This window comes from Comamonas antarctica, from assembly GCF_013363755.1.
GTDB classification, from domain to species: domain Bacteria; phylum Pseudomonadota; class Gammaproteobacteria; order Burkholderiales; family Burkholderiaceae_C; genus Comamonas; species Comamonas antarctica.
The window spans coordinates 3,864,027-3,888,049 of the sequence record NZ_CP054840.1; the positions used below are offsets into that span (position 1 = coordinate 3,864,027).

Below are 24,023 nucleotides of genomic sequence, written 5' to 3' on the forward strand. Positions count from 1 at the left end.
CTGAAGGCTTAACAGGCCAACGAGTCGCCCCACGATGAAACTGAAACCGGCGGAACACTGCTCCCACCAGGATATGTGCTGCGTCAGTGCTTGAATCATAACAGTGAATGAGAACCAATCGCAACCATATCCCTAAAGAATTTGCGTTATGGCCTCATGCGCTGGTGGAAAGCAAGGCTGCAGGATCGTCGGCCTGGACGACCTGCCGCGCCCAGGTGCCGAGCTGGGCGGCATTCGCACGCAGGATCTCCTGCTTGACGGCAAGGATCTGCGCCGGGTGCATGGAAAAGCTGCGCAGCCCCAAGCCCAGCAGCAGCCGCGTCATGCCGACATCGCCCGCCACCTCGCCGCACACGCAGATGCTCTTGCCCTGGCGCCGGCCTTCGGCAATCACTTCTGCCACCAGCCGCAGCACGGCCGGATGCAGCGGATCGTACAGATGGGCCACGGCTTCGTCGGCGCGGTCGATGGCCAGCGTGTACTGGATCAGATCGTTGGTGCCGATCGACAGGAAATCGAAATAACGCAGGAACATGCGCACCATCAGCGCGGCCGCGGGAATCTCTATCATCGCGCCGAGTTGCACCGCGCCATGCGCCATGCCGCGCGCTTCGAGTTCCGCGCGCGCCAGTTCCACCTGCGCCAGCGTCTGCTCGATTTCGCGCTGGTGCGCCAGCATCGGAAAAAGCAGGTTCACCGGCCCGTGCACGGCCGCGCGCAGCACGGCACGCAACTGGGTGCGGAACATGCCGGGATCGGCCAGGCTCCAGCGGATGGCCCGCAGGCCCAGCGCGGGGTTGAGCGAATACTCGCGCGCCTGCGCCCGGTCCAGCGGCTTGTCGGCGCCGACATCGATGGTGCGTATCGTCACGGGCCGGCCCTGCATGCCTTCGACCGCCTGGCGGTACGCCTGGTACTGCTCCTCCTCGGCCGGCATCGGGCCACTGCGCCCCATGAACAGGAACTCGCTGCGGAACAGGCCCACGCCCTGCGCTCCCGCGACCAGCGCGGCCGGGCCGTCGCCGGGCTGTTCGATATTGGCCAGCAGCTCGATGTGCTGGCCGTCCAGCGTCACCGCGGGCGTATGCCGCAGCAGCGCCAGGCTCTCGCGCTCGAGCGCGCTCTCGCGCTGCCGCTGTGCATACTCGGCCAGGATCGCTGACGAGGGATCGACGATCACCACGCCGGCGTTGCCGTCGATGATCAGCCAGTCGTCGGGACGCACCAGCTGGGCCGCGGCCCGCGCGCCCACCACGGCGGGAATGTCCATGCTGCGCGCAACGATGGCCGTATGCGAGGTCTTGCCGCCGACCGCCGTGACGAATCCCGCAAACACGCTGGTCTTGAAATGCAGCATGTCGGCGGGCGCCAGGTCCTGGGCCACCAGGATCAAGGGCAGTTCGGGCGCCGCGCCGGGCAGCACGGGACGCGATGCCGGAACGGGGCTGGCCACGCCCTTGAGGTGGCGCAGGATGCGGTCGACCACCTGCTCGAGATCGGCCTTGCGCTCGCGCAGGTACTCGTCCTCCATCTCGTCGAACTGGCGCGAGATGGCCTCGAGCTGGGTGGTCAGCGCCCACTCCGCGTTGTAGAGGCGCTCGCGTATCCACTGTTCCACGCCATGCACCAGCGACTCGTCCTGCAGCAGCATCAAATGCACGTCGAGCAAGGCATCGAGTTCCGCCGGCGCGTCATGCGGCATCTCGGTCTGCAGGCGCTGCAACTCGTCGATGACCGCATGGCGCGCCGTGCGCGCGCGCGCAACCTCGGCGTCCACTTCGGCCGCCGCAATGAAATAGTGCTGCACCTCGATGCGGCTAGAGCCCACCAGCACCGCCCTCCCGATGGCAATGCCGCGGGAAACCGCCAGACCGTGAATTGCAAACGTCATCCGGACTGTCCTTCAGTCAGTCACGGCCGGCCACCGCACGCACGCTGCGCCTGATGCCGGCCATACAAGACAGTTTGTACCGCTTCAGCGGCACAAACCGCTCATTGTCCTTCGCCAAATTTGTCCTGGATCAAGGCCAGCAGCGCATCCATGGCTTCCTGCTCGCGCTCGCCCGAAGTCTCCAGTTCCACCTGCGAGCCAATGCCGGCCGCCAGCATCATCACGCCCATGATGCTCTTGGCATTGACGCGCCGCTCCCCCTTGGTCATCCACACTTCGCAGGGATAGCTGCCCGCGAGCTTGGTGAGCTTGGCCGACGCCCGCGCATGCAGGCCGAGCTTATTGCTGATGGTGATGGTGGTCTTGATCATGAATGGGACGGAAGTTCTGGTTCTGCAATGGAGCGGCGCCCACGGCCATCACTCCCTGGGTACCGCCAACCACGGCGCGTGCCGCGACGGCTTCAAGCGATTCATGCCGGTAGCTCACCGCGCGCAGCAGCATCGGCAGGTTCACGCCCGCCACCAGCTGGGCCGCGCGGCCAGGCACCAGGCGCTGCGCCACATTGCAGGGCGTGGCGCCAAACAGGTCGGTCAGCAACAGTACCGGCATGTCGCTCTCGCCCAGCAGTGCCTGGGCACGCGCCAGCGTGGCCTCCGGGCTTTCATCGGCTTCGACATCGAGCGCCATGACGTCGGCGGCGCTGTCGGCAAACACATGCAACGCACATGCCCGCAGCGCCTGCGCGAGCGGGGCGTGGGTGATGAGAAGAATGCGCGTAGTCATGCCAGCCATTATCGCGCGAGGTCCAATGCGGCAGACCGCCCGCGGTGACGCCGGTGCGAACTTTTGCCACCCGCCGCACTCATACCCCCTGACCACCGGATCTCCGGCAGCTTTGGGCACAATCGACAGATGGCAATCAAAAAATGGATAGCAGGCGTGGCGCTTGCCGCGGTCGCCGGCATCGGCGGCTTCATTTACCTCAATGCGGGCACCAGCCCGGCGCCGTCCTCGACCTTCGTGCTGCTCGATGGCAGCCAGAAGACCACGGCCGACCTGCGCGGCAAGGTCACGCTGGTCAATTTCTGGGCAACCAGCTGCACCACCTGCGTGGCGGAAATGCCCGAGATCATTGCCACCTACAAGAAGTACCAGCCGCAGGGCTTCGAGACCGTGGCCGTGGCCATGAGCTACGATCCGCCCAGCTATGTGGTCAACTTCGCGCAGAGCCGCCAACTGCCGTTCAAGGTGGCCATCGACAACACCGGCATGGTGGCCAAGCAGTGGGGCGACGTGCAGCTCACCCCCTCGACCTTCATCGTCAACAAGCGCGGCGAGATCGTCAAACGCTATGTCGGCGCACCGGACTTTGCCGAGCTGCACCAATTGATTGAAAAGCTGCTGGCCGAGGCCTGAGGCCCCGCGGTCGTCTGCGCGACGCGGCGTGCCTTCACCCTGAAGAGCACATGCCGCTACACTTGCGGTTCCGTTGTTTTTGCGCTCCGCCTGTGGACAAGCCTTCTGTGGCCCTGCTGACAGCGAACTTTCCGCAAGATCTGGACGCAGTGCGCCAGATCTTCGAAGAGTACGCCGAGAGTACGGGCATTGACCTGGAATTTCAGAATTTCGCGGCCGAACTGGCCGAGCTGCCCGGCGACTATGCGCCGCCGCGCGGGCAATTGCTGCTGGCCTGGGTCGACGGCGCGCTGGCGGGATGCTGTGCCTTGCGCCCGCTCGATGCCAGCGACTATCCGAACGCGGCCGAAATGAAGCGCCTCTACGTGCGCCGCCCGTTCCGCGGCTTCGGCCTGGGCCGCGAACTCACCTCCGCCATGCTCGACCTGGCACGCCAGAATGGCTATGACCGCGTGCTGCTCGATACGCTCGACGACATGGAAGCCGCGCGCGCCCTCTACACCGAGCTGGGTTTCGAGGACATCCCGCCTTACTACTACAACCCCATGGCCGGAGCCCACTACCTCAAGGCCGAGTTGTTCTAGGCCGCTGCAGCAGGCCAAAAAAAAGAGCGCCAGGCGCTCTTTCATGACCATTGCGGTCGCTCAGGCGGCCTTGGCCTGGGCCAGCAGGGTGGCGGCGTCGCTGACCTCGAACTTGCCCGGGCCTTCGACGTTCAGCTGCACGACCTTGCCGTCCTTGACCAGCATCGAGTAGCGGTTGCTGCGCAGGCCCAGGCCCTTGCCGTTCAGGTCCAGCGTCAGGCCCGTGGCCTTGGCGAATGCCGCGTCGCCGTCGCCGATCATGCGCACCTTGCTGCCGACGTTCTGGTCGCGGCCCCAGGCGCCCATCACGAAGGCGTCATTCACCGACAGGCACCAGATCTCGTCGACGCCTGCAGCCTTGAGCGCATCGGCCTGTTCGACATAACCGGGCAGGTGCTTTTGCGAGCAGGTGGGCGTGAACGCGCCAGGCACGGCGACGATGGCCACGGTCTTGCCCGCTGCGGCTTCCTGCACCTGCACGGGGCTCGGGCCGATGCTGCAGCCATTGCCTTCGACGGCAACGTACTCGGTCAGCGTGACGGCGGGCAGGGTATCTCCAACTTTGATCATAAAAGCTCCGGTTCTTCTCTACAAAAAAGCGGCACGCACAAATCGCATGCCGCAAACGAAAAAACGACCCACATTGTGGGTCGTTTTATTCAGCTTTGCAGCACTAAGGCCAGAGAGGCTTTAGAGCAGGCCAGCCTTTTGCACCAAGCGGGTAGCAACCCAGTTCTTGGTCTTGGACAGCGGACGGCTTTCCGTGATTTCAATGGTGTCGCCCAGCTTGTACTCGCCATTTTCGTCATGGGCGTGGTACTTGCTCGACTTGGCCACGATCTTGCCGTACAGCTCGTGCTTCACACGGCGTTCGACCAGCACGGTCACAGTCTTTTGACGCTTGTCGCTGACCACCTTGCCAATCAAGGTGCGCTTGAGGGATTTTTTAGCTTCCGTCATGTCGGCTCCTATTACTTGGCGGCTTGCTTTTCAGCAAGGATGGTCTTGGCGCGAGCGATATCACGGCGCGTGGTGCGCAGCGTGTTCGTGTTGGCCAGTTGTTGCGTAGCCTTCTGCATGCGCAGGCCGAAATGCGCCTTTTGCAAGGACTTGATTTCAGCTTCGAGGCCGGCAACGTCTTTTTGGCGCAGTTCAGTAGTTTTCGTCATTGTGAATTCTCCTGATTAAGCGCCAACGTGGCGAGCAACGAAAGTCGTGCGCAGCGGCAGCTTGGCGGCAGCCAGGCGGAACGCTTCGCGGGCCAGTTCTTCCGGCACGCCCACGATTTCATAGAGCATCTTGCCGGGCTGGATTTCAGCGACGTAATACTCAGGATTGCCCTTACCGTTACCCATACGCACTTCTGCGGGCTTGGTCGAGATTGGCTTGTCAGGGAACACGCGGATCCAGATACGGCCGCCACGCTTCACGTGACGGGAAATTGCACGACGTGCAGCTTCGATCTGGCGGGCCGTCAGACGGCCGCGATCCGTGGACTTCAGGCCGAAGTCACCGAATGCAACGGAGTTACCCCGCGTTGCAACACCGGTGTTGCGACCCTTTTGCTCCTTGCGATACTTGCGGCGAGCAGGTTGCAGCATGTTTATTCTCCTTTACCGTCCGCTGCTGTAGCGGGCGCGTCTGCCTTGCGAACGCGCTTAACGGCGTTGGTATCAGCACCGGCGCCGGCAGGCTTGTCGCTGCCGTCGGCCGGAGCCACGTTGCCACCGACGGGGCGGCGAGGGGCACCGCGGCCGGGGCCGGCGTTGCGGTCGCCATTACGGCCATCGCGACGCGGGCCACGGGGGCGACGCTCTTCTTCCGGACGCGGCGTTTCGGCCAGCGGCAGGTCGTTGCGGCCCAGCGTGTCACCCTTGTAGACCCACACCTTGACGCCGATGACGCCATAGGTGGTACGGGCTTCGGAGAAGCCGTAGTCGATGTCGGCACGCAGGGTGTGAAGCGGCACGCGACCTTCACGGTACCACTCGGTACGCGCGATTTCGATGCCGTTCAGACGACCCGACGACATGATCTTGATGCCCAGGGCGCCCAGACGCATTGCGTTCTGCATGGCGCGCTTCATGGCACGGCGGAACATGATGCGCTTTTCGAGCTGCTGGGTGATCGAGTCGGCGATCAGCTTGGCATCGATTTCGGGCTTGCGCACTTCTTCGATGTTCACTGCGACCGGCACGCCCAGGCGCGACGCGAGTTCCTTCTTCAGGTTCTCGATGTCTTCACCCTTCTTGCCGATCACCACGCCGGGGCGTGCCGAGTAAATCGTGATACGGGCGTTCTTTGCGGGACGCTCGATCAGGATGCGCGACACAGCGGCGTTCTTCAGCTTGGCCTTCAGGTACTCGCGAACCTTGATGTCTTCGGCCAGCATGCCGGCGAAGTCACGGTTGCTTGCGTACCAACGGCTGGCCCAGTTCCGGCTAACAGCCAGACGGAAGCCGGTAGGATGGATTTTCTGTCCCATATTCTTCCAGGCCTTTCAGTTGCCAACCGTCACGTACACATGGCACGTGGGCTTGCTGATACGATTGCCGCGGCCTTTGGCGCGCGCGGTGAAGCGCTTGAGCGTCGTGCCTTGTTCGACGTAGATCGTCTTGATCTTCAGTTCGTCGATATCGGCGCCGTCGTTGTGCTCAGCGTTGGCAATGGCGGACTCCACAACCTTCTTGATGATCACAGCAGCTTTTTTCTGCGTGAACGTCAGGATGTTCAGAGCTTGATCAACCTTCTTGCCGCGGATCAGATCCGCGACCAGGCGACCCTTGTCCACCGACAGACGGACGCCCCGGAGGACTGCACGTGTTTCAGACATGGTCGTTCCTTACTTCTTCTGGACTTTTTTGTCCGCGGGGTGACCCTTGAAGGTGCGCGTCAGGGCGAATTCGCCCAGCTTGTGGCCCACCATCTGGTCGGTAACGTAGACCGGCACGTGTTGCTTGCCGTTGTGCACGGCAATGGTCAGACCGATGAACTCGGGCAGAACCATGGAGCGACGCGACCAGGTCTTGACTGGCTTCTTGTCCTTGGTAGCGACGGCCTTTTCGACCTTGGCAACCAAGTGATGGTCAACAAACGGACCCTTTTTGAGAGAACGAGTCATTTGCTACCCCTTACTTCTTGCGACGCGACACAATCATGGATTGCGTGCGCTTGTTGTTACGGGTACGGTAGCCCTTCGTCAGGTTGCCCCATGGGTCAACTGCGTGACGGCCTTCACCGGTCTTGCCTTCACCACCACCGTGCGGGTGATCCACAGGGTTCATCACCACACCGCGAACGGTCGGGCGGATACCCATCCAGCGCTTCACACCGGCCTTGCCCAGACGGCGCAGGCTATGCTCTTCGTTGGCGACTTCGCCCAGGGTTGCGCGGCACTCGATGTGAATCTTGCGCACTTCGCCCGAACGCATACGCACTTGAGCGTAGACGCCTTCACGGGCCAGCAACGTGGCGGAGGTACCTGCGGAACGCGCGATCTGTGCACCGCCGCCCACTTGCAGTTCGATGCAGTGAATGGTCGAGCCCACGGGGATGTTGCGGATAGGCAGGGTGTTACCGACGCGGATCGGGGCTTCCGAACCGCTGACGATGGTCGCGCCGACTTCCAGGTTGCGAGGAGCAATGATGTAGCGACGTTCGCCGTCGGCATAGCACACCAGGGCGATGTGGGCCGTACGGTTGGGATCGTATTCGATGCGCTCGACCTTTGCGGGGATGCCGTCCTTGTTGCGACGGAAGTCCACCACGCGGTAGTGATGCTTGTGACCACCGCCCTTGTGACGGGTGGTGATGTGGCCGTTGTTGTTACGACCAGCCTTCTGGAACTGAGGCTCGAGCAAAGGCGCGTAAGCGTCACCCTTGTACAGGTGATCGCGCGTGACCTTGACCGCACCGCGTTGACCAGGCGTCGTCGGCTTGAGTTTGATGACTGCCATTACGCGGCCTCCCCAGACAGATTCAGCTCTTGACCGGGCTTGAGCATGACATAAGCCTTGCGAACGTTGTCGCGGCGGCCCATGGTCTTGCCAAAGCGCTTGGCCTTGCCCTTGGTGTTCAGCACAGAGATCTTCGACACTTCAACCTTGAACATCAATTCCACAGCGGCCTTGATTTCGGGCTTGGTAGCGTTCTGCAACACCTTGAACGTCACGACGTTGGCCTTCTCGGCAACCATGGTGGCCTTTTCGGACACGATGGGAGCGACCAGCACTTGCATCAGACGACCTTCGTCAAACTTGAGCGTGCTCATGCGAACATCTCCTTGAGTTTGTCGATCGCGCCCTTGGTGACGAGCACTTTCTTGTAATGCACCAGCGACACGGGGTCGGCATAACGTGGTTCGACAACGAACACGTTCTTCAGGTTGCGGGAAGCCAGGTACAGGTTTTCGTCCACTTCGTCAGCGATCACCATCACCGACTCGGCCAGGTTCATGGCCTTGAACTTGTCGGCCAGCACCTTGGTCTTGGGAGTATCCAGCGTCAGCGAGTCGACCACGGCCAGGCGGCCTTCGCGGGCGAGTTGCGACAGGATGGAAGCCATGCCAGCGCGGTACATCTTCTTGTTGATCTTCTGCGTGAAGTTTTCTTCAGGCAGATTCGGGAAGATGCGGCCGCCGCCACGCCACAGAGGCGAGGAGGACATACCGGCACGAGCGCGGCCCGTACCCTTTTGCTTGAACGGCTTGGCCGTCGTGTGACGGACTTGCTCGCGATCCTTCTGGGCGCGCGTGCCTTGACGTGCGTTGGCACGGTAGGCGACGACCAGTTGGTGGATCAGGTCTTCGTTGAATTCACGACCGAACACGGTTTCGGGGGCATCGATCTTCGATGCGGCCTGGCCTTGTTCATTCAGGAGTTCGAGCTGCATTAGTTCGCTCCTTGGGAAGATTTAGCCTTGACTGCGGGACGCACCGTCACGAAGCCACCCTTGGAGCCCGGAACAGCGCCCTTGATCAAGAGCAGTTGGCGTGCTTCGTCGATACGAATCACGTCGAGGTTTTGGGTGGTCACGGTGACGTCGCCCATGTGGCCAGTCATCTTCTTGCCGGGGAACACGCGGCCTGGATCCTGTGCCATCGAGATGGAACCAGGAACATTGTGCGAACGGCTGTTACCGTGCGACGCGCGTTGCGAGCTGAAGTTGTGACGCTTGATCGTGCCCGCGAAGCCCTTACCGATGGAAGTGCCCTGCACGTCCACCTTCTGGCCCACAGCGAACAGCTCGGCGACAGGCAGCGTAGCGCCAGCGGCGTACTTGCCGGCAACTTCGGCCGTCACTTGGAATTCACGGGTCACTTCACCGGCTTCGACACCTGCCTTGGCAAGGTGGCCGGCTTGGGGCTTGGTCACGCGCGAAGCGCGGCGCGAACCGAACGTGACCTGCAGGGCCACGTAGCCATCGTTCTCTTGGGTTTTGACCTGAGTCACACGGTTGTTGGACACATCCACCACCGTGACGGGCACTGCGTCCCCGTCATCGGTGAACAGACGCATCATGCCCACCTTGCGACCCAGCAACCCCAGGGAGTTGCTCAGACTCATTTGTTTGCTCCAAAACTTTCGCCGCTGTAACTGCAATTGGCCCAGCGTTGCGCCTGCTTCCTCACGGAAATGCGCACGAAAGAAGGTTAATAAAACTCCGCCCAAAAAAGGCGGAGCCCCAAATTCTAACGCGAACCGCTTTTTCAAGCAAGTTCGCGTTAGATCAAGACCTTGAAAGGCTCCGGGAAGAGCCTTGTCAGGAACTTATTGCAGCTTGATTTCGACGTCCACGCCAGCTGGCAGATCCAGCTTCATCAGCGCGTCAACGGTCTTGTCCGTCGGGTCCACGATGTCCATCAGACGCTGGTGGGTACGGATTTCGAGCTGGTCGCGGCTGGTCTTGTTGACGTGCGGCGAACGCAGGATGTCGAAACGCTTCATGCGGGTCGGCAGGGGCACGGGGCCCTTGACGATCGCGCCGGTGCGCTTGGCGGTGTCAACGATCTCAGCGGCCGACTGGTCGATCAGCTTGTAGTCAAACGCCTTCAGGCGGATGCGGATTTTTTGCTTGGACATGGTTAATTCCTAGTAGGGCCAAGAATTAAGCCAGGATCTTTGCAACCACGCCGGCGCCGACGGTACGGCCGCCTTCACGGATGGCGAAACGCAGACCTTCTTCCATGGCGATGGGAGCGATCAGCTTGACGGTGATCGACACGTTGTCGCCAGGCATGACCATTTCCTTGTCTTCAGGCAGCTCGATCGCACCGGTCACGTCCGTGGTACGGAAGTAGAACTGGGGACGGTAGTTGTTGAAGAAAGGAGTGTGGCGGCCGCCTTCGTCCTTGCTCAGCACATACACTTCAGCGGTGAAGTGGGTGTGGGGCTTGATCGAACCGGGCTTGCACAGCACTTGGCCGCGTTCCACGTCTTCACGCTTGGTGCCGCGCAGCAGCAGGCCGACGTTGTCGCCAGCTTGGCCCTGGTCCAGCAGCTTGCGGAACATTTCCACGCCGGTGCAGGTGGTCTTTTGCGTGTCGCGGATACCGACGACTTCGATTTCTTCGCCGACCTTGATGATGCCGCGCTCGATACGGCCCGTCACCACGGTGCCACGACCGGAGATCGAGAACACGTCTTCCACAGGCATCAGGAAGGCACCGTCCACAGCGCGCTCGGGCGTGGGGATGTAGGTGTCCAGGGCTTCAGCCAGACCCATGATGGCTTGCTCGCCCAGGGGACCCTTGTCGCCTTCCAGAGCCAGCTTGGCCGAACCACGGATGATGGGGGTGTCGTCGCCGGGGAAGCTGTACTTGTCCAGCAGTTCGCGGACTTCCATTTCCACCAGTTCCAGCAGCTCTTCGTCGTCCACCATGTCGCACTTGTTCAGGAACACGATGATGTAGGGAACGCCCACTTGGCGAGCCAGCAGGATGTGCTCGCGGGTCTGGGGCATCGGGCCGTCGGCGGCCGAGCAAACCAGGATCGCACCGTCCATCTGGGCGGCGCCGGTGATCATGTTCTTCACATAGTCAGCGTGGCCGGGGCAGTCGACGTGCGCGTAGTGGCGCGATTCGGTTTCGTATTCGACGTGCGAGGTATTGATGGTGATACCGCGGGCCTTTTCTTCAGGCGCCTTGTCGATTTCGTCGTACTTCTTGGCTTCGCCGCCGAACTTGGCCGACAGGACGGTAGCGATGGCAGCCGTCAGGGTCGTCTTGCCGTGGTCGACGTGACCGATGGTGCCCACGTTGACGTGGGGCTTGGTGCGTTCAAACTTACCTTTTGCCATGAGATTTCTCCAAAAGAGCAAAACCTGTGTGATGGTTTAACGTCTGCATCGAGTTGCTGAATCCCCCCGCACAGGAAACAGGGGGGCACTCCATCGCAGACCTGGCACGCCAAAACGGCTGCCCCGAAAGGCAGCCGTCTGGCAAAGACCGATATTTTACTTCGCGCGGGCGGCCATGATGGCTTCCGACACGTTACGAGGGGCTTCAGCGTAGTGCTTGAATTCCATCGTGTACGTGGCGCGGCCTTGCGTTGCCGAACGCAGCGACGTGGCGTAACCGAACATTTCCGACAGCGGAACTTCGGCACGGATGGCCTTGCCGCCACCGACCATGTCGTCCATGCCCTGGACCATGCCGCGACGCGAGGACAGATCGCCCATCACGGTACCGGCGTAGTCTTCGGGAGTTTCCACTTCCACGGACATCATGGGCTCCAGGATCACGGGGTTGGCCTTGCGGCAACCTTCCTTGAAACCGAAGATGGCAGCCATCTTGAACGCCAGTTCGTTCGAGTCCACATCGTGGTACGAACCGAAGTGCAGCGTGACCTTGACGTCAACCACGGGGTAGCCGGCCAGCACGCCTTGCGTGACGGCTTCGTTGATACCCTTTTCGACCGCGGGGATGAATTCGCGAGGAACCACACCGCCCTTGATCGCGTCGACGAACTCGATGCCCTTGCCGGCTTCGTTGGGTTCGATCTTCAGCACCACGTGGCCGTACTGACCCTTACCGCCCGACTGACGCACGAACTTGCCTTCGGCTTCTTCGACGGTCTTGCGGATGGTTTCGCGGTAGGCCACCTGGGGCTTGCCGACGTTGGCTTCCACGCCGAATTCACGCTTCATGCGGTCGACGATGATTTCCAGGTGCAGCTCGCCCATACCGGCGATGATGGTCTGGCCCGATTCTTCGTCGGAACGCACGCGGAACGACGGATCCTCGGCAGCCAGGCGCGACAGGGCGATACCCATCTTTTCCTGGTCGGCCTTGCTCTTGGGCTCGACGGCCTGGGCAATCACGGGCTCGGGGAAGACCATGCGTTCCAGGATGATCGGGTCGTTGACGTCGGCCAGCGTTTCGCCGGTCGTCACGTCCTTCAGGCCCACGCAGGCAGCGATGTCACCGGCGCGAATTTCTTCGACTTCCAGGCGTTCGTTGGCGTGCATCTGCACGATACGGCCGATACGTTCCTTCTTGCCCTTGACCGCGTTCAGCACGGTGTCGCCCTTGGACAGCACGCCCGAGTACACACGCACGAAGGTCAGCTGACCAACGAAGGGGTCGGTCATCAGCTTGAATGCCAGCGCCGAGAACTTCTCGTTGTCGTCGGCCTTGCGCGTCAGCTTCTTCTCTTCGTCTTCGGGGTCGGTACCTTCGATCGCAGGCACTTCCACGGGAGCCGGCAGGAACTGGATCACGGCGTCCAGCATGCGCTGCACGCCCTTGTTCTTGAAGGCCGAGCCGCACAGCATGGGCTGGATTTCCACAGCCAGCGTACGCGTACGCAGGCCGTCCATGATTTCCTCTTCCGAGAGCGAACCCTCTTCGAGGTACTTGTTCATCAGCTCTTCGCTGGCTTCAGCCGCGGCTTCGACCATCTTCTCGCGCCACTCGTTGGCCACGTCGACCAGGTCGGCGGGGATGTCGCGGTATTCGAACTTCATGCCCTGCGACTTTTCGTCCCAGAAGATGGCCTTCATCTTGACCAGGTCGACCACGCCTTCGAAGCCGTCTTCGGCACCGATGGGCACGACGATTGGCACGGGGTTGGCCTTCAGGCGCAGCTTCATCTGGTCCACGACCTTGAAGAAGTTGGCACCGGTACGGTCCATCTTGTTCACGAACGCCAGACGGGGCACGCGGTACTTGTTGGCTTGGCGCCACACGGTTTCCGACTGGGGCTGCACGCCACCCACGGCGCAGTAGACCATGCAGGCGCCGTCGAGCACGCGCATCGAACGCTCGACTTCAATCGTGAAGTCGACGTGGCCGGGGGTGTCGATGATGTTGAAACGGTGCTCGGGGAACGAACGGTCCATGCCCGACCAGAAGCAGGTCGTGGCAGCGGAGGTGATCGTGATGCCGCGCTCTTGTTCCTGCTCCATCCAGTCCATGGTGGCAGCGCCATCGTGCACTTCGCCCAGCTTGTGGTTCACGCCGGTATAGAACAGGATACGCTCGGTGGTGGTGGTTTTACCGGCGTCGATGTGAGCGGAAATACCGATATTGCGGTAGCGCTCAATGGGGGTCTTGCGAGCCATGGTGGATCCTTAATTGATCGTCTGGAGAGGGTCTGCCGACCGGAGACTGTGGGCAGCAGATATAGATGGGGCCACTCTGAATCGAGACAAGGCCGCAGGCAAAAACTTGCGAGCGGCCTTGGTCGAAAAAGGCTGACGCCGATTTAGAAGCGGAAGTGGCTGAACGCCTTGTTGGCTTCTGCCATGCGGTGCACTTCGTCACGCTTCTTCATCGCGCCGCCACGACCTTCGGTCGCTTCGAGCAGCTCGTTGGCCAGGCGCTGGGCCATGGACTTTTCACCGCGCTTGCGAGCAGCTTCCTTGATCCAGCGCATGGACAGGGCCAGGCGACGGACAGGACGCACTTCAACAGGCACCTGGTAGTTTGCACCACCCACGCGGCGGGACTTGACTTCCACCATGGGCTTCACATTGTTGATGGCAACCACGAACGCTTCCAGAGCGTCTTTGTCGGGGTGCTTCTTCTGGATCAGTTCCAGGGCGCCGTAAATGATGCGCTCTGCAACTGCCTTCTTGCCGCCTTCCATGATCACGTTCATGAATTTGGACAGCTCGACGTTGCCGAACTTGGGATCCGGCAGAATTTCACGTTTGGGGACTTCGCGACGACGTGGCATTTTTTACCTCTATCTTTGCTTCAGTTGGCGTCTTTCCAGACACCGCGGGGCCCAACAGGACTCCCACTTACTCGACCCACGCAAGACATTTGCGCTTGGGGTCACTACGTTTGCACTGCCTGCCTGGCAGCTCAAACACCGAAAATCTGTCTACAGAAAGGCTTAGGCCTTCTTGGGACGCTTGGCACCGTACTTGGAGCGCGACTGCTTGCGATCCTTGACGCCTTGCAGATCCAGCGAACCGCGGACGATGTGGTAACGCACACCGGGCAAGTCCTTGACACGACCGCCGCGAACCAGCACGACGCTGTGTTCCTGCAGGTTGTGGCCTTCACCGCCGATGTAGGAGATGACCTCGAAACCGTTGGTCAGGCGCACCTTGGCGACCTTACGCAGAGCGGAGTTAGGCTTCTTGGGCGTCGTGGTGTACACACGGGTGCACACGCCGCGGCGCTGGGGAGAGTTTTCCATCGCAGGGCTCTTGGACTTGATCGTTTCGACCGAGCGCCCCTGACGAACGAGCTGGTTAATGGTTGGCATGTATACGTCCCTAAACGTAAAAAACGAAAACGTGAATCCCTTCGGAATTTCCGAAAAGCCCTCAACTGTAGCAGCCAAGAGGCTTCAATGCAAGCGTGCCCTTCGGGCCTTGGGGGGCACCCTTCGACAGGCTCAGGGTGAGCGGATGTCTGACGAGGAAGCGTGGGGGCCAGGTTTTGCCGCCGGGCCGCCGGATGGCCGGCCCCGCCCAAGGCAAAACGCGGTGGGGGCTTTGCCCCCAATGGAGGGGCACCCTTCGACAGCCTCAGGGCGAGCGGCTTATCAGTGGGGGAGCCTGGGGGCCCGTTACTTTATCCAGAGGCGGATCGAGTCCCACAGGCGGCCGAAGAAGCCTGCTTGTTCCACTGCTTCGAGCGCGACCAGTGGCACTTCAGCCACGGTCTTGTCGTCCAGCGTGACCTTGAGCGTGCCCATGGGCTGGCCCTTGGTGAACGGGGCTATCAGCGGGTCCTGGCGCACGACTTCGGTCTTGAGCTTGCCGCCCGAGCCGGCGGGCACGGTGACGACGATGGGCTTGGCCTGGCCGATCTGGATGGTGCTGGCCTGGCCCTTCCAGACCTCGGGCGTGGCCACGGGCTGGCCCGCGTCGAACAGCTTGACCGAGTCGAATGCCGTGTAGCCCCAGTTCAGCAGCTTCTGGCTTTCGGTGGCGCGCGAGTTGGCGCTCGATGCTCCCAGCACGATGGACAGCAGGCGGCGTTCGCCGACCTGGGGCATGGTGCGTTTGGAGGTCGAGACCAGGCAGTAGCCGGCAGCCGCCGTGTGGCCGGTCTTCAGGCCGTCGACGGTGGGATCGCGGAACAGCAGGGTGTTGCGGTTCGTTCCGTTCGACGCCGGCGTGCCTTCGTAGTGGTACTGCTTGGTCGAGTAGTAGTGCATGTACTCGGGGAATTCCTGCATCAGGCGCTGGGCCAGGATGGACAGGTCGCGTGCCGTGGTCAGGTGGCCGGGTTCGGTCAGGCCTTCAGGATTCTTGTAGCTCGTGCCCTTCATGCCCAGGGCCTTGGCCTGTTCGTTCATCAGGCGCACGAAATTCTCGACCGAACCGCCCACGCCTTCGGCGAGCGCGACGGTCGCGTCATTGCCGGACTGGACGATCATGCCCTTGATCAGGTCGTCGACGGGCACCTGCATCTTGGGGTCGATGAACATGCGCGAGCCGGGCATCTTCCAGGCGCGTTCGCTGACCGGGAATCGCTGCTCGAGCGTGATCTTCTTGGCACGCAGCGCGTCGAACACCAGGTAGCCGGTCATCAGCTTGGTCAGCGAGGCCTGCTCGATGGGCGCATCGATGTCCTTGGCGCCGAGCACCTGGTTGGCCGTCACGTCCACCAGCAGGTAGTTGCGCGCGGCGATTTCGGGTGGCTGGGGCAGGCTCACCTGGGCCAGCGCCAACACGGGGGCCACCGCCGCGGTGACGGCAAGAACACGCAGGGTGTAGGAAATCGGGGTCATTTGAAGCTCGGGAATGGTCTGAAAAAACGCCCGCGCAGCGGCGGGCGGCGAAACACGGCGGGCGGCTGCGGCCGCCTGCCTCGGGCGTCACAGCCCGGGCAACAGGTGGCGCACCACCAGGCTCTTGAGCAGCGGCAATTGTCCGTGAAAGAAATGGCCGCCTCCCGGAACAACTGTGACAGGGAGTATCTGCGGCCGCGCCCAATCCATGACCGAGGCCAGCTCGACGGTGTCGTCGGCCTCGCCATGGATCACCAGCGTGCGCTGCTGGGCATCGGCCGGAACCGGCGCGACGCTGAAGCGGCTGGTGGCCGTGCCGACCAGCACGGCGCGCTCGACGCGGCCCTCGGGCCAGAGCTGGGCCAGCGCGTGGCTGGTGACGAAGGCGCCAAAGGAAAAGCCGGCCAGCGCAATCGGGCCCTCGGGAGCGACCTGGCGCACCACTTCAAGCAGATCCTGCAGCTCGCCCTGCCCCGCGTCATGCGTGCCGGCGCTGGCGCCCACGCCGCGGAAGTTGAAGCGCACGGCGGTGAAGCCGCTTTGCACAAAGGCACGCGCCAGGGTCTGCACGACCTTGTTGTCCATGCTGCCGCCAAACAGCGGATGGGGATGGGCGATGACCGCCACGCCGCGCGGCGCCTGGCCTTCGGACAGATGGGCCGCGTCGCGCAACGCCTCGATGGCGCCGGCGGCGCCGGTCAGGGTCAGGCGTTCAGTCTGTGCATTCACGTTCGGATTCCAGGAAAGCGGCGCGCACCGGTGCCGGTGCTGCGCCTGGGAGACATTGCTCGTGGGATGGAGTGCTTTTCAGCGGCCGAGTTCCGGCGGCGTGAGCAGGCGCTCGACGATCTGCCCGTTCTTCAGGTGCGATTCGACGATTTCATCGATGTCTTCGTTGTCGATGAAGGTGTACCAGGTGCCCTCGGGATAGACCACGGCCACCGGACCGGCCGCGCAGCGGTCCAGGCAGCCAGCCTTGTTGACGCGCACCTTGCCCGGGCCTGCCAGGCCCGCGGCCTTGACCTGCGACTTGCAGCGGTCGAAACCGGCCTTGGCGCCATGCAAAGCGCAGCAGTCCTCTCCTCCTGGACGCTCGTTCAGGCAGAAAAAGATGTGGCGCTCGTAGTAGCCTTTGGTGGGGGAAGTGTTGTCGCTCATGGGGATCATTCTAGGGGGGCCGCCTAGGAGTGGGAACCGCGGCGCGAAACCCGCAGCAGCACATAGAGCAGCGTGGCATAGGGCCAGAGCCAGCCCAGCCACTGGCCCAGGCCGTAGAAGCGGATGAAACGCCCTTGCTCCCAGGTCTGCAGCGTCTGCGCGAAGTAGGCGCTGGTCGGCGCCTGGTTGAGCAGGCTCAGTTGCAGCATCAGCACCAGCATCAGCACTGCTGCGCAGGCCCGGCCCGGCAGCGCGATGAAAGCCGCGGCCAGCGCCATCGCGACCCAGATGGCCAGGTGCGCGGGCAGGCCCAGCCATTCCCAGGCATGCACCGGGCCATAGCTCAGGGCTGCCGACAGTGCGGTGGCGGCAATGCCCAGGCCGACCCCGAGCGCCGCCAGCACGGCGCGGCGCCCCATGTTCGGCACCACGCAATAGGCCAGCAGGCAGGGCGCGAGCAGGCCCAGCACCTCGCACAGCATTTCGCCGCCCGGCGACAGCGGCACCAGCGGCGCATCGCGCATCGGCAGCCATTCGAGGAACGGCGTGTCTTCGAGCATGTCGATCAACGCCAACTCCAGCCGCTCGAACACCTGGCCCAGGCTGAATGGCACGGCCGCAGGCACCAGCAGCGCCACCGGCCACAGCACCAGCAGCACGATCGCGCCGCGGGCCTGCCCGGTGAACCAGCGCGCGCGAAACAGGCTCCAGCGGTCGATCGCGCCCAGGCGCTCGAGCAGCAGCGCCAGCAGGGCGCCGAGCAGCGTGCCGGCGGCGTTGAGCGCCAGGTCCATGTTCGACGGCACGCGCCGCGGCAGGTAGATCTGCAGGAACTCCATGGCCGCCGACAGCAGCGTGCCGGCCAGCGCCGCCACCGGCACCGCGGCGCGCGGCGCATCGGAGCGCAGCAATGCCAGCGCCAACAGGAAACCCAGCGGCCCATAGCCAACGATGTTGATGTTGACGTCGAACCAGGTCCAGTACGGCGGAGGAATCCTGGCCGACAGGAATACCCAGGGGTTGATGCCCTGCGCGCGCCAGCCGGCAAAGGGAAACAGGCTCGCAAAGACGATCAGCGCCGAATAGACCAGCGCGAGTGGCCAGGCGGAAGTCTTGTGCACTGCGCCGCAGCTCCCTGCCTGCCTCAGAAGGGCTTGACGACCACCAGCACCACGGCAGCCGCCAGCAGCAGCACGGGCACTTCGTTGAACCAGCGGTACCAGCGGTGGCTGCGCTGGTTCACGTCATCGATGAACTTGCGCAGCAGGCGCGCGCACGCATGGTGGTAGCCCACGGCCAGCAGCACGACCAGCAGCTTGGCATGCATCCAGCCATTGCCCGGACCACGGCCGATGCCATAGCCCTGCCACAGCCACAGGCCCAGCAGCAGCGCCGGCACGGCCAGCAGCGTGGTGAAGCGCAGCAGCTTGCGCGCCATCAGGATCAGGCGCTCGCGCTCGGCGACCGAGCCGGGCGTGACCATGGCCAGGTTGACGAAGATGCGCGGCAGATAGAAAAGTCCGGCGAACCAGCTCGCCACGAACACGATATGAAAAGCTTTGACCCATAGCATGCTGCCAGTGTACGGGTGCGACCCGTGCCGCAGTGGCGCAGGGGGGCAAAACCAGGGCGCGGCGGCCTTCTCCAGCCCGGCGCCGCAGGTTTTGCTGCACCCGCTCCCTGCGGCATGTCGAATGGGGCAAAATTTCTCCATGCATCTTTCCAGCCCCACCCCCTTTCCCCACAACCGCCCGCGCCGACTGCGCCGCGATCCGTTCACCCGCAACCTGGTGCGCGAGAACGCGGTCACGGCCCATGACCTGATCTATCCGGTGTTTGTGCACGAGGGGATGCAGCGGCGCGAGAGCGTGGCGTCGATGCCCGGCGTCGACCGCCTGAGCCTGGACCTGCTGCTGCCCGTGGCCGAGGAATGCGTGAAGCTCGAGATCCCGGTGCTGGCGCTGTTTCCAGCCATCGACGCCGGGCTCAAGACGCCCGACGGCAAGGAAGCGCTCAACCCTGACGGCCTGATCCCGCGCGTGGTGCGCGCCCTGAAGCAGGAATTCCCTGAGCTGGGCGTCATGACCGATGTCGCGCTCGACCCCTATACCAGCCACGGCCAGGACGGCGTGCTCGATGCCTCCGGCTACATCCTCAACGACGAGACCGTCGAGATCCTCGTCGGGCAGGCGCTGACCCACGCCGAAGCCGGCGTGGACATCGTCGCCCCCAGCGACATGATGGACGGGCGCATCGGCGCCGTCCGCGAGGCGCTCGAAAGCCACGGCCAGATCTACACCCGCATCATGGCCTACAGCGCCAAGTACGCGAGCGCGTTCTACGGCCCGTTCCGCGATGCCGTGGGCACGCGCGGCGCGCTGGGCAAGGCCGACAAGAACGTCTACCAGATGGACCCGGGCAACAGCGACGAGGCACTGCGCGAAGTCGCGCTCGACCTGGCCGAAGGCGCCGACATGGTCATGGTCAAGCCCGGCATGCCGTATCTGGACATCGTGCGCCGCGTCAAGGACGAGTTCAAGGTGCCGACCTTTGCCTACCAGGTCTCGGGCGAATACGCGATGATCAAGGCCGCGGCCGCCAACGGCTGGCTGGACCACGATGCGGTCATGATGGAAAGCCTGCTGGCTTTCAAGCGCGCCGGTGCCGATGGCGTCTTGACCTATTTCGCCATCGACGCCGCACGAAAATTGAAATGCACCCCCTGAGCCGCTTCGCGGCTTCCCCCTCTCAACCTTCGGTGGAGGGGGGCGCCCGGCTAGGGACGACACCATCGCTGCGGGGCGGCCCTTGCTCGGTGTCCCGCGCCTGGGCCACGCCGGTTTCGCAGATTGTGAACGGCGCTGGTGTTATCGATCACCGACGCCCGGGCGTGGCTACGCCTGGCCCAAATAGATTGAGACCTCATGCGCTCCCTCCACATTGCCGCCACCGGCCCGGCCCAGGACCTGGGCGAGGAACTGCCGCTGGCGCCGCCCGCGGCGACCGGCTTCTATTGGGTTTCGTGCACGCGGGCCGAGTTCGCGGCCGAGCTGCCGGCGCTGCAGGCCCTGCTGCACCGGCAATGCGGCGGGGCGCTGGTCGACCTGCACGTGTCCGACCTGCTCAACGCCCAGTTGCCGTCCAACTACGACGCGACGTCGCAGTACGACCTGCTGGTGTTCCAGCGCCTGGCATCCGCGGACAGTGGCGATGCACCGCCACCGCCGCCGCAGCATGGCGCACCGGTGCTCACGCGCATCGTCACGCGGCCCGTGGGCATGGTGGTCTTCGACCGGCTGCTGCTGACCGTGCACCCCGAGAACTGCCCGGTGCGCGACTACTTCGTGCAGCGGCTGCTGGCGGAGCAGCCCATCGACGCGCGCGGCGGCCCGGCCAAACGCACGAACAGCCCGGCCGACCTGATGCTGCGGATGGTCAACCATATGGTCGACGGCTATCTGGAACTGCGCCGCGAGCTCACGCGCCAGCTCGACCACTGGCAGTCGGCGCTGCTCGAACCCAAGGCGCGCATTTCCAACTGGAGCGCCATCCTGGACGCCCGGCTGGCGCTGCACCAGCTCGATGAGATCTGCGAAGACCAGCGCGCTGCGATCCAGGAGTGGATCGAGGCGCTCGATGCCTGGCCGCTGGAGGCGCAGCCCCAGGCGCAGCGCGAACGCGAGCTGCTCAAGGTGCGCTCGCGCGACGTGCTCGAGCACATCGAGCGCGTCGTCCACCATGTGCGCCGCCTCGAGCAAAGCGCCGAGACCGCGGTGCAGATGCATTTCTCGCTGCAGAGCAACCGCGCCAACGACATCATGCGCACGCTGACCACGATCACCGCCGTGTTCCTGCCGCTGAACCTGATTGCCGCGGTGTTCGGCATGAACTTCGAGTTCATTCCGCTGGTCCACAAACAGGATGGCTTCTGGTGGGCCATGGCGGGCATGGGCGTGGTGAGCGTGGTGCTGATCTCCTATTTCTGGCGCAAGCGCTACATCGACCGGCTGGAGCGCGCGTCCTAAGCCAGGTGCTTGTCGAAGAACGCCAGCGTGCGGTCGCGGGCCTGCAGTGCGCTGGCTTCGTCATACGCGCCGCGGTGGTCGCAATTGAAACCGTGGTCGGCATCGTAGAGATGGATTTCGACTTCGGGATGGGCGCGGCCAAAGGCCTGGACCGCATCGACCGGAATCCAGTGGTCCTGGCGCGCGAAGTGCGCGAGCACCGGGCATTGCGGCACGCGCGCGGACTCGGCCGGGGTCGTCATTCCGCCACCGTAGTAGCACACGGCCGCGGACAGGCCGGGCTGGGTGCAGGCTGCGCGCCAGGTCATCAGGCCGCCCCAGCAGAAGCCGACGATGCCGACCTTGCCGCCGCTGATGGCCGCGGCATGCGCAATGGCCGCCTGCACTTCGGCCATCGCACCCGGCGCGGGCAGGGCTTCGGTCGCGGACTTGAGCGCCATGCCGCGCTCCATGTCTGCCTGCGCGTATCCCAGGTCCACATTGGGCTGGACGCGCGCGAACAGCGAAGGCGCGACCGAGATGTAGCCGCGCGCCGCAAAGCGCTCGGCCACGGCCTGAATGTGCGCATTGACGCCGAAGATCTCCTGCAGCACCACGATGGCGCCGCGCACCGGACCCTCGGGCACCGCCACCCACGCGGGCGCGCTGAAACCATCGGCCGAGGTCAAATTCACGAAACTTCCCATGCTGTCTTCCCTTTGCTGTTGGTTGACGTCGACGCAGGCTGCGCCGAAGCGCCGCAAGTGCTGTAATGGCGCAGCGATGCGCGATCCCACGTGCATTCTTACAGGAGACCGCATGACATACCAAGCGCTTCTTCGGCTCGGCCCCTGCCAGCGGCGCGCAGGTGAGCGCTGATGGACCTCAAGCCCCTGATCACGCTGGTGGCGATCGTCAATCCGCTGGCCATCATCCCGTTCTTCATCCATTACACCGAGGGCTTCAGCCCGGCCCAGCGGCGCAGCACGATACGTACCGCGGCCTTCAGCGCCTTCTGTGTGATCTCGGCCTGCGCGCTGCTGGGCCTGCAGGTGCTGGACTTCTTCAACATCTCGCTGCAGAGCTTCCAGGTCGGCGGCGGCCTGCTGCTGCTCATCAGCGCGATGAACATGCTCAACGCCCGCCCCGCCGAGGATCGCCCGAACGAAGCCACGCTGGCCGCCGGCGCGGAGAAGGCCGCCACGGGACACAGCATCGCCGTCGTGCCGCTGACCATCCCGCTGCTGACCGGCCCGGCGGCCATGTCCACGGTGGTGATCTATGCCGACCAGGCACGCGACATCTGGCAGCATCTGGCACTCGTCGGCTACGGCGTGGTGGTGGCCCTGGCGACGGCGCTGTGCTTTTCGCTGGCGCAGCCGATCGGCAGGGCACTGGGCAGGACCGGCATCAACGTGATGACCCGGCTGATGGGACTGATCCTGGCGGCGCTTGCCATCGAGGTCATGGCCGGCGGGTTGATCAAGATCTTTCCGGTACTGGCGGGACCGGCCTAACCCCTGCGCGCCGCGCCATCCGCGCAGCGGCCCCTGACCCGGCCGGGGAGCGCATTGCAACGCGCCTGCGCCACCTTCAGTTGCGCCGGCATGCGGTCTTCCTGGGCCTGCCGCGCCTGCCGCGCGCCCCTGCGCTGCGACTCGAGTTCGGCCTTGGCGACTTCTGCCCAGCCATGGGCCTGGCGTTCGCAGGCTTGCTCGGCAGCGCCGCGCAGATGCTCGCACTTGAGCATGTTTTCCCGGAACTGCATCGAGATGTGCCGTTTGGCGGCCATTTGCTCGGAGGCTGCCGAGCCCAGCGCCAGGCTGCCCAAGACGAATGCAGAGAGGATGGTGCAGGCACCCAGGAGTGCCTGCATTTTGCGCAAGGTTTGCATCGTTGATTCCCTTTTTTCACACCATGCGCCTGGGCAGGCATGCGCCGCAGCGCCCCCGATTGGCACATCATTAGTTTTTACAATCGAATTTATAATTTCGATAGTATTAAAACACTGGGGTGCACTTTAGGAGAAGCACTTTGCTTCAGGCGTGGGGAAAAGAGACAACACCGCGCAGGAAAAATCCTACGCGAAAAGAGGCAGATGCCGGCTCAATAGCCGAGCTGGCGCAGCCAGGCTTCGAGCGCCGCGATGGTCTGGTCGGTGGCCTGGGTCAGCGCCCGCACGCCGCCGGCCGCATCCGCCGTGGCGGCCGGCTGCTGCGCCACCAGCGTGGTCTGGCCCAGCAGCACATCGCCCTGCGCCTGGCGATCGATCAGCGTGGCCCGCATGCGCACCCAGCCGACGCTGTCCTGCGCGGAGCGGAACATGTGGCTGAACTCCTCGAGCTCGATCTTGAGCACGGCCGGCGTGCGGCCCTGCACCTTGGGTTGGGCCGTGCCATCGCCGCCCAGCAACACCGGGCGCGTACGGCCCAGACCGCTGCTCAGGCGCTGCTGCACCAGTTGCGCCGGCGGCAGCGTCCAGCGGGCCAGCTGGTAGGGCCGCACCACCTGGGATTCGGCATAGGCCAGGCGGTAGAGCACCGCGGTTTCCGAGTCGCGCAGGCCCGGGGCCTCGATCTCGGCCAATGCAATGGCAGGCCGTGGCGCCTCGGCTGCAGCCGCCACCTCCGGCGCCGGGCCGAAGTCGTAGCGCACGGGCTGCGCGGGAGGACGCGGCAGCACCGAACAGCCGGCAAGCCACAGGCAGGCGGCGGCGCCGGCCATCCACAGTGCCGGGCGGCGCGCGTTCGGGGTGGAAGAAGTGGACATGGCG

The 24,023-nt window shown here is 63.8% G+C and carries 32 protein-coding genes; 5 read left to right on the forward strand and 27 right to left on the reverse strand.

Annotation, left to right across the window (positions count from 1 at the left end; all coding sequences use genetic code 11):
• Nucleotides 1-154 precede the first annotated feature (154 nt).
• The 3 genes from ptsP to HUK68_RS17950 all read right to left on the reverse strand — a co-directional run bounded on the left by ptsP (nucleotide 155) and on the right by HUK68_RS17950 (nucleotide 2,677).
• Nucleotides 155-1,891 carry a phosphoenolpyruvate--protein phosphotransferase gene (ptsP, locus tag HUK68_RS17940; RefSeq protein ID WP_175505416.1) on the reverse strand — a complete coding sequence of 579 codons (1,737 nt, stop codon included), beginning with the start codon at nucleotides 1,889-1,891 and terminating at the stop codon, nucleotides 155-157.
• Between the two features lie 101 nt (nucleotides 1,892-1,992).
• Nucleotides 1,993-2,262 (reverse strand): HPr family phosphocarrier protein, encoded by a 270-nt coding sequence (locus HUK68_RS17945; RefSeq protein WP_175505417.1) that lies wholly within the window; start codon nucleotides 2,260-2,262, stop codon nucleotides 1,993-1,995.
• Nucleotides 2,231-2,677 carry a PTS sugar transporter subunit IIA gene (locus HUK68_RS17950; protein ID WP_175505418.1) on the reverse strand — a complete coding sequence of 149 codons (447 nt, stop codon included), beginning with the start codon at nucleotides 2,675-2,677 and terminating at the stop codon, nucleotides 2,231-2,233. The genes HUK68_RS17945 and HUK68_RS17950 overlap by 32 nt, the downstream gene beginning before the upstream one ends.
• A 129-nt stretch (nucleotides 2,678-2,806) precedes the next feature.
• On the opposite strand from HUK68_RS17950, the gene HUK68_RS17955 reads away from it, so the two are divergent.
• Together HUK68_RS17955 and HUK68_RS17960 are read left to right on the forward strand one after the other, a co-directional pair.
• On the forward strand, nucleotides 2,807-3,310 hold the full coding sequence (locus HUK68_RS17955; protein ID WP_175505419.1) for a TlpA disulfide reductase family protein: 504 nt from the start codon (nucleotides 2,807-2,809) through the stop codon (nucleotides 3,308-3,310).
• 92 nt (nucleotides 3,311-3,402) lie between these two features.
• Nucleotides 3,403-3,894 (forward strand): GNAT family N-acetyltransferase, encoded by a 492-nt coding sequence (locus HUK68_RS17960; protein WP_175505420.1) that lies wholly within the window; start codon nucleotides 3,403-3,405, stop codon nucleotides 3,892-3,894.
• Nucleotides 3,895-3,954: 60 nt separating this feature from the next.
• Here the strand turns inward: HUK68_RS17960 and HUK68_RS17965 are convergent, their stop codons facing one another.
• The 21 genes from HUK68_RS17965 to HUK68_RS18065 all read right to left on the reverse strand — a co-directional run bounded on the left by HUK68_RS17965 (nucleotide 3,955) and on the right by HUK68_RS18065 (nucleotide 18,819).
• Nucleotides 3,955-4,464: a peroxiredoxin gene (locus tag HUK68_RS17965; RefSeq protein ID WP_175505421.1), complete on the reverse strand. Its 510-nt coding sequence runs from the start codon at nucleotides 4,462-4,464 to the stop codon at nucleotides 3,955-3,957.
• 120 nt (nucleotides 4,465-4,584) lie between these two features.
• A complete protein-coding gene (gene rpsQ / locus HUK68_RS17970; protein WP_092940977.1) occupies nucleotides 4,585-4,854 on the reverse strand; it encodes a 30S ribosomal protein S17 in 270 nt (89 codons plus the stop codon).
• Nucleotides 4,855-4,865: 11 nt separating this feature from the next.
• Nucleotides 4,866-5,063 carry a 50S ribosomal protein L29 gene (gene rpmC / locus HUK68_RS17975; protein ID WP_175505422.1) on the reverse strand — a complete coding sequence of 66 codons (198 nt, stop codon included), beginning with the start codon at nucleotides 5,061-5,063 and terminating at the stop codon, nucleotides 4,866-4,868.
• A 15-nt stretch (nucleotides 5,064-5,078) separates the two neighbouring features.
• The gene (gene rplP / locus HUK68_RS17980) at nucleotides 5,079-5,495 is read right to left on the reverse strand and encodes a 50S ribosomal protein L16 (RefSeq protein WP_175505423.1); all 417 of its coding nucleotides are present in this window, start codon (nucleotides 5,493-5,495) and stop codon (nucleotides 5,079-5,081) included.
• A 2-nt stretch (nucleotides 5,496-5,497) separates the two neighbouring features.
• Nucleotides 5,498-6,379 carry a 30S ribosomal protein S3 gene (gene rpsC / locus HUK68_RS17985; protein WP_175505424.1) on the reverse strand — a complete coding sequence of 294 codons (882 nt, stop codon included), beginning with the start codon at nucleotides 6,377-6,379 and terminating at the stop codon, nucleotides 5,498-5,500.
• A gap of 15 nt (nucleotides 6,380-6,394) precedes the next feature.
• Nucleotides 6,395-6,727, reverse strand: coding sequence for a 50S ribosomal protein L22 (rplV, locus tag HUK68_RS17990; RefSeq protein ID WP_175505425.1), 333 nt, complete (start codon nucleotides 6,725-6,727; stop codon nucleotides 6,395-6,397).
• 9 nt (nucleotides 6,728-6,736) lie between these two features.
• The gene (rpsS, locus tag HUK68_RS17995; RefSeq protein ID WP_175505426.1) at nucleotides 6,737-7,015 is read right to left on the reverse strand and encodes a 30S ribosomal protein S19; all 279 of its coding nucleotides are present in this window, start codon (nucleotides 7,013-7,015) and stop codon (nucleotides 6,737-6,739) included.
• A 10-nt stretch (nucleotides 7,016-7,025) separates the two neighbouring features.
• A complete protein-coding gene (rplB, locus tag HUK68_RS18000; RefSeq protein ID WP_175505427.1) occupies nucleotides 7,026-7,850 on the reverse strand; it encodes a 50S ribosomal protein L2 in 825 nt (274 codons plus the stop codon).
• A complete protein-coding gene (gene rplW / locus HUK68_RS18005) occupies nucleotides 7,850-8,164 on the reverse strand; it encodes a 50S ribosomal protein L23 (RefSeq protein WP_175505428.1) in 315 nt (104 codons plus the stop codon). Before rplW ends, rplB begins: the two co-directional genes overlap by 1 nt.
• Entirely contained in the window at nucleotides 8,161-8,784 is a 624-nt protein-coding gene (rplD, locus tag HUK68_RS18010; RefSeq protein WP_175505429.1) for a 50S ribosomal protein L4, read from the reverse strand. The genes rplW and rplD overlap by 4 nt, the downstream gene beginning before the upstream one ends.
• Nucleotides 8,784-9,458: a 50S ribosomal protein L3 gene (gene rplC / locus HUK68_RS18015; RefSeq protein WP_175505430.1), complete on the reverse strand. Its 675-nt coding sequence runs from the start codon at nucleotides 9,456-9,458 to the stop codon at nucleotides 8,784-8,786. The genes rplD and rplC overlap by 1 nt, the downstream gene beginning before the upstream one ends.
• A gap of 204 nt (nucleotides 9,459-9,662) precedes the next feature.
• On the reverse strand, nucleotides 9,663-9,974 hold the full coding sequence (gene rpsJ, locus HUK68_RS18020) for a 30S ribosomal protein S10 (RefSeq protein WP_005796953.1): 312 nt from the start codon (nucleotides 9,972-9,974) through the stop codon (nucleotides 9,663-9,665).
• A 25-nt stretch (nucleotides 9,975-9,999) separates the two neighbouring features.
• Complete coding sequence (gene tuf, locus HUK68_RS18025) at nucleotides 10,000-11,190, reverse strand: elongation factor Tu (protein WP_175505395.1); 1,191 nt, start codon at nucleotides 11,188-11,190, stop codon at nucleotides 10,000-10,002.
• Nucleotides 11,191-11,346: 156 nt separating this feature from the next.
• Nucleotides 11,347-13,455, reverse strand: coding sequence for an elongation factor G (gene fusA, locus HUK68_RS18030; protein ID WP_175505431.1), 2,109 nt, complete (start codon nucleotides 13,453-13,455; stop codon nucleotides 11,347-11,349).
• A 143-nt stretch (nucleotides 13,456-13,598) separates the two neighbouring features.
• Nucleotides 13,599-14,072 (reverse strand): 30S ribosomal protein S7, encoded by a 474-nt coding sequence (gene rpsG / locus HUK68_RS18035; RefSeq protein WP_175505432.1) that lies wholly within the window; start codon nucleotides 14,070-14,072, stop codon nucleotides 13,599-13,601.
• 162 nt (nucleotides 14,073-14,234) lie between these two features.
• Nucleotides 14,235-14,612 carry a 30S ribosomal protein S12 gene (gene rpsL / locus HUK68_RS18040; RefSeq protein ID WP_159911512.1) on the reverse strand — a complete coding sequence of 126 codons (378 nt, stop codon included), beginning with the start codon at nucleotides 14,610-14,612 and terminating at the stop codon, nucleotides 14,235-14,237.
• Nucleotides 14,613-14,918: 306 nt separating this feature from the next.
• The gene (locus tag HUK68_RS18045) at nucleotides 14,919-16,088 is read right to left on the reverse strand and encodes a D-alanyl-D-alanine carboxypeptidase family protein (RefSeq protein WP_175505433.1); all 1,170 of its coding nucleotides are present in this window, start codon (nucleotides 16,086-16,088) and stop codon (nucleotides 14,919-14,921) included.
• Nucleotides 16,089-16,175: 87 nt separating this feature from the next.
• Nucleotides 16,176-16,817, reverse strand: coding sequence for an alpha/beta hydrolase (locus tag HUK68_RS18050; protein WP_175505434.1), 642 nt, complete (start codon nucleotides 16,815-16,817; stop codon nucleotides 16,176-16,178).
• 78 nt (nucleotides 16,818-16,895) lie between these two features.
• Complete coding sequence (locus tag HUK68_RS18055; RefSeq protein ID WP_175505435.1) at nucleotides 16,896-17,246, reverse strand: (2Fe-2S) ferredoxin domain-containing protein; 351 nt, start codon at nucleotides 17,244-17,246, stop codon at nucleotides 16,896-16,898.
• A 23-nt stretch (nucleotides 17,247-17,269) separates the two neighbouring features.
• Entirely contained in the window at nucleotides 17,270-18,367 is a 1,098-nt protein-coding gene (locus HUK68_RS18060) for a VanZ family protein (RefSeq protein ID WP_175505436.1), read from the reverse strand.
• Between the two features lie 23 nt (nucleotides 18,368-18,390).
• On the reverse strand, nucleotides 18,391-18,819 hold the full coding sequence (locus HUK68_RS18065; protein ID WP_175505437.1) for a CopD family protein: 429 nt from the start codon (nucleotides 18,817-18,819) through the stop codon (nucleotides 18,391-18,393).
• Between the two features lie 139 nt (nucleotides 18,820-18,958).
• Between HUK68_RS18065 and hemB the strand changes: the two genes are divergently transcribed.
• Together hemB and HUK68_RS18075 are read left to right on the forward strand one after the other, a co-directional pair.
• Nucleotides 18,959-19,972 (forward strand): porphobilinogen synthase, encoded by a 1,014-nt coding sequence (hemB, locus tag HUK68_RS18070; RefSeq protein WP_175505438.1) that lies wholly within the window; start codon nucleotides 18,959-18,961, stop codon nucleotides 19,970-19,972.
• Between the two features lie 198 nt (nucleotides 19,973-20,170).
• Entirely contained in the window at nucleotides 20,171-21,271 is a 1,101-nt protein-coding gene (locus HUK68_RS18075; RefSeq protein ID WP_175505439.1) for a magnesium transporter CorA family protein, read from the forward strand.
• Here HUK68_RS18075 and HUK68_RS18080 read toward each other — a convergent pair.
• The gene (locus HUK68_RS18080) at nucleotides 21,268-21,957 is read right to left on the reverse strand and encodes a dienelactone hydrolase family protein (RefSeq protein ID WP_175505440.1); all 690 of its coding nucleotides are present in this window, start codon (nucleotides 21,955-21,957) and stop codon (nucleotides 21,268-21,270) included. The genes HUK68_RS18075 and HUK68_RS18080 overlap by 4 nt on opposite strands.
• Before the next feature lie 171 nt (nucleotides 21,958-22,128).
• Here HUK68_RS18080 and HUK68_RS18085 point away from each other — a divergent pair, with 171 nt between their 5' ends.
• Complete coding sequence (locus HUK68_RS18085) at nucleotides 22,129-22,767, forward strand: MarC family protein (protein ID WP_175505441.1); 639 nt, start codon at nucleotides 22,129-22,131, stop codon at nucleotides 22,765-22,767.
• Here HUK68_RS18085 and HUK68_RS18090 read toward each other — a convergent pair.
• On the reverse strand, nucleotides 22,764-23,144 hold the full coding sequence (locus HUK68_RS18090; protein WP_175505442.1) for a hypothetical protein: 381 nt from the start codon (nucleotides 23,142-23,144) through the stop codon (nucleotides 22,764-22,766). The genes HUK68_RS18085 and HUK68_RS18090 overlap by 4 nt on opposite strands.
• A 212-nt stretch (nucleotides 23,145-23,356) precedes the next feature.
• Complete coding sequence (locus HUK68_RS18095) at nucleotides 23,357-24,019, reverse strand: ABC-type transport auxiliary lipoprotein family protein (protein ID WP_175505443.1); 663 nt, start codon at nucleotides 24,017-24,019, stop codon at nucleotides 23,357-23,359.
• Nucleotides 24,020-24,023 lie beyond the last annotated feature (4 nt).